At 58.7% G+C, this 3,779-nt stretch carries 2 protein-coding genes, 4 tRNA genes and 1 pseudogene; 5 read left to right on the plus strand and 2 right to left on the minus strand.

Going from position 1 to position 3,779, the window contains the following annotated elements; genetic code table 11:
• Positions 1 to 208: pseudogene (locus tag AC1DSG_RS28865) on the minus strand (hypothetical protein); the annotation flags it as partial.
• On the minus strand, positions 198 to 1,247 hold the full coding sequence (locus tag AC1DSG_RS28870) for an HlyD family secretion protein (RefSeq protein ID WP_477793924.1): 1,050 nt from the start codon (positions 1,245 to 1,247) through the stop codon (positions 198 to 200). The pseudogene AC1DSG_RS28865 and the gene AC1DSG_RS28870, both read right to left, overlap by 11 nt.
• 220 nt (positions 1,248 to 1,467) lie before the next feature.
• Between AC1DSG_RS28870 and gltX the strand changes: the two genes are divergently transcribed.
• From gltX to AC1DSG_RS28895, 5 genes are all read left to right on the plus strand, one after another.
• A complete protein-coding gene (gene gltX, locus AC1DSG_RS28875) occupies positions 1,468 to 2,949 on the plus strand; it encodes a glutamate--tRNA ligase (protein WP_150782605.1) in 1,482 nt (493 codons plus the stop codon).
• A gap of 315 nt (positions 2,950 to 3,264) precedes the next feature.
• Positions 3,265 to 3,340: transfer RNA gene (locus tag AC1DSG_RS28880), tRNA-Ala, on the plus strand.
• A 79-nt stretch (positions 3,341 to 3,419) separates the two neighbouring features.
• Positions 3,420 to 3,495: transfer RNA gene (locus AC1DSG_RS28885), tRNA-Glu, on the plus strand.
• Positions 3,496 to 3,548: 53 nt separating this feature from the next.
• Positions 3,549 to 3,624: transfer RNA gene (locus AC1DSG_RS28890), tRNA-Ala, on the plus strand.
• A 79-nt stretch (positions 3,625 to 3,703) separates the two neighbouring features.
• A tRNA-Glu gene (locus AC1DSG_RS28895) sits at positions 3,704 to 3,779 on the plus strand.

A 3,779-nucleotide genomic window follows, 5' to 3' on the forward strand; every position in this document is an offset into this window, starting at 1 on the left:
TTCTTCCAGGGTGGCCGACAGGGCGCCCTGAATGTCTTTGAGCTTCTTCCAGGGTGGCCGACAGGGCGCCCTGAATGTCTTTGAGCGAAGAATTGGTGATCTGGATGTCGAGCACGGCCATGAAGGCGCCGAGCATCACGCTCATGACCGCGATCCAGTCCCGCCGGGTCGGTTCGCCGACCGGGCGGATCAGCTGATCACCGGCCATCGTCAGGGGCGTCTTTGATGTTCACTTTGGCGGTGACTGACATGCCCGGGCGGATCTTGCCTTGCAGCGGGTTGTCCGCGGCGAAAGTCAGTTTGACCGGAATCCGTTGTACAACTTTGGTGAAGTTGCCCGTGGCATTGTCCGGTGGCAACAGGCTGAACTGCGCGCCCGAAGCGGCGAACAGGCTGTCGACCCGCGCTTTGATCGGCGTGTCGCTGTAGGCGTCGAAGGTCAGCTCGGCGCTCTGGCCGGGCTGCATGTGGCCGATCTGGGTTTCTTTGAAGTTGGCCTGAATCCAGATGTCCTGATCCGGGACGATCGACAGCAAATAGGCGCCGGCTTGCACCACCTGGCCTTCGCGGGCGGCACGCTGGCCAATCAGGCCGCTGATGGGGGCGTGGATTTCGCTGCGGGTCAGGTTCCGTTCGGATTGCGCCAGGTCGGCCTTGGCATTGGCGATCTGCGCGTCAAGACGCTTGATCTCGGCGTTCAGGGCATTGACCTGCTGGCGCTGGCCCTGAGCGTCGGCCTGGGCCTTGGCGACTTGCGAGCGGGCGATGTGGTTGTCGGCGGACAGGGTGGTCACCCGTTCTTCCGAGATGTAGCCGGGTTTGCGCAGGGTCTGGGCGCGAGTCAAGTCGAGAAGCGATCGGCCGAGACTGGCTTGGCTGGAAGCAACTTGCGCCTCGCTGGCGGCGATCAGGCTGGATTGCTGGGTGAGTTTGCTTTGCGCTTGCAGGCGTTCGGCCTCGCGGGTGGCGAGGGTGGCGCTGGCGCGATCGACGGCGAGGTCGAAATCGGCGCCTTCAAGCTTGATCAGCAATTGGCCTTTTTCGACGTGTTGGTTGTCGTGCACCAATACTTGGTCGATGCGTGCACTCAGTTGGCTTGAGACGCGGGTGATCTCGCCCTGGACATAGGCGTTATCGGTGCTTTCATAAAAACGTCCCTTGAGGAACCACTGGGCAAAGAAGCCCCCGGCAATCAGCAGGATGAGCAGGAGGAAAATAAACAGGCGACGCTTGAGTTGGGCAGGCATGGGGCAGGCTGTAGTCGAGAAATTGTAAGGAAAGATATCAGCAGGTGAATCTGTCATACAGCCGACAAGTGGTAAATGCCACCAAAGGATATTCGGCCATTCACCCGGCTAAACGTGCGTTGTAGGCGCAAACTTGGCTTAAATGCCCTGCTTACTGGAGCCGGGCGGGTGTCGCCTGTTACCATTCGCCCTTTGTTTTATCTTCTTTTCGAGACTTGCCATGACCACCGTCCGCACGCGCATCGCGCCATCGCCTACCGGGGACCCCCACGTAGGTACCGCTTACATCGCTTTGTTCAACTACTGCTTTGCCAAGCAGCATGGCGGTGAGTTCATCCTGCGGATCGAAGACACCGACCAATTGCGCTCGACCCGTGAGTCCGAACAGCAGATTTTCGACGCCCTGCGCTGGTTGGGTATCGACTGGAGCGAAGGCCCGGACGTCGGTGGCCCGCACGGTCCTTACCGTCAGAGTGAGCGCGGCGATATCTACCAGAAGTATTGCCAGCAACTGGTTGAAATGGGCCATGCCTTCCCGTGCTTCTGCACCGCCGAAGAATTGGACCAGATGCGCGCCGAGCAAATGGCTCGCGGCGAAACCCCGCGTTACGACGGCCGTGCGCTGTTGCTGTCCAAGGAAGAAGTCGCCCGTCGCCTGGCCGCTGGCGAACCGCACGTGATCCGCATGAAAGTGCCGAGCGAAGGCGTGTGCGTGGTGCCGGACATGCTGCGTGGCGACGTCGAGATCCCGTGGGATCGCATGGACATGCAAGTGCTGATGAAGACCGACGGTCTGCCGACGTACTTCCTGGCCAACGTGGTTGACGACCACCTGATGGGCATCACCCACGTCCTGCGCGGCGAAGAATGGCTGCCCTCGGCGCCGAAACTGATCCTGCTTTACGAGTACTTCGGCTGGGAGCAACCGGAACTGTGCTACATGCCGCTGCTGCGTAACCCGGACAAGAGCAAGCTGTCCAAACGCAAAAACCCGACCTCGGTGACGTTCTACGAGCGCATGGGCTTCATGCCGGAAGCGATGCTCAACTACCTCGGCCGCATGGGTTGGTCGATGCCGGACGAGCGCGAGAAGTTCTCGTTGCAGGAAATGGTCGATCACTTCGACTTGAGCCGTGTCTCGCTGGGCGGGCCGATTTTCGACGTCGAGAAGCTGTCGTGGCTCAACGGCCAGTGGCTGCGTGACCTGCCGGTGGAAGAATTCGCTTCGCGCCTGCAAACCTGGGCGCTGAACCCTGAATACATGATGAAAATCGCACCACATGTACAAGGTCGCGTTGAAACCTTCAGCCAGGTTGCACCGTTGGCTGGTTTCTTCTTTGCCGGTGGCGTGAACCCGGACGCCAAGCTGTTTGAATCGAAGAAGCTTTCGGGCGATCAGGTTCGTCAGTTGATGCAGCTGATCTTGTGGAAACTCGAAAGCCTGCGTCAGTGGGAGAAGGACAGCATCACCGCGACGATTCAGGCAGTGGTCGAATCCCTGGAGTTGAAGCTGCGTGACGCCATGCCGCTGATGTTCGCTGCGATTACCGGCCAGGCCAGTTCGGTGTCGGTACTCGATGCGATGGAAATCCTTGGTCCGGACCTGACCCGTTTCCGTCTGCGCCAGGCAATTGACCTGCTGGGCGGCGTGTCGAAGAAGGAAAACAAGGAGTGGGAAAAACTGTTGGGCAACATCGCCTGACAAACCTGCTCTTTGACGTTTGCACGTAATGGACGACGTTCACCTGTAGCAGCTGCCGAAGGCTGCGTTGGGCTGCGAAGCAGCCCCTTGTAGCCGCGACACAAATTGTCTGAACGGATGGGGTGTCTCTATAATGCGAGCTCTACGCACTCGAACGCAGCCTGCGGCAGCTGCTACAGGAACGGATACACCCCCGGATTTACGGGGGAGGGCGGTAAGTGATTGTTATGGCGACAAAAAATTTTGAAAATTGTTAAAAATAAGTTTGACAGCTTTCTGATCCGCCATTAAGATTCGCCCCGTCCTCAGCGATGAGGGGCTATAGCTCAGCTGGGAGAGCGCTTGCATGGCATGCAAGAGGTCGACGGTTCGATCCCGTCTAGCTCCACCAATTTACACTTCAGGGTCTGGCCACACCGGCCTTGAAGCGATCAACACTCAGCGTTGATCTGTTGTATAGAAGGGTTTGCGTCCCCTTCGTCTAGTGGCCTAGGACACCGCCCTTTCACGGCGGTAACAGGGGTTCGAGTCCCCTAGGGGACGCCAGTTTTACAGAAGCGATGTTGCAAGATGTCGCTCCGCCGCGAGGCGAAAAATCCGGGGCTATAGCTCAGCTGGGAGAGCGCTTGCATGGCATGCAAGAGGTCAACGGTTCGATCCCGTTTAGCTCCACCAATTTACAGTTCAAGGTCTGGCCACGCAGGCCTTGAATCGGTCAGATCTCAGCACTGATCAGTTGTATAGAAGGTTTTGCGTCCCCTTCGTCTAGTGGCCTAGGACACCGCCCTTTCACGGCGGTAACAGGGGTTCGAGTCCCCTAGGGGACGCCA

The organism is Pseudomonas sp. P5_A12, from assembly GCF_056400685.1.

Excerpts from the sequence above, each read along its gene's own strand:
- AC1DSG_RS28870 (WP_477793924.1), bottom strand. The coding sequence starts at position 1,247 with ATGCCTGCCCAACTCAAGCGTCGCCTGTTTATTTTCCTCCTGCTCATC.
- gltX (WP_150782605.1), top strand. The coding sequence starts at position 1,468 with ATGACCACCGTCCGCACGCGCATCGCGCCATCGCCTACCGGGGACCCC.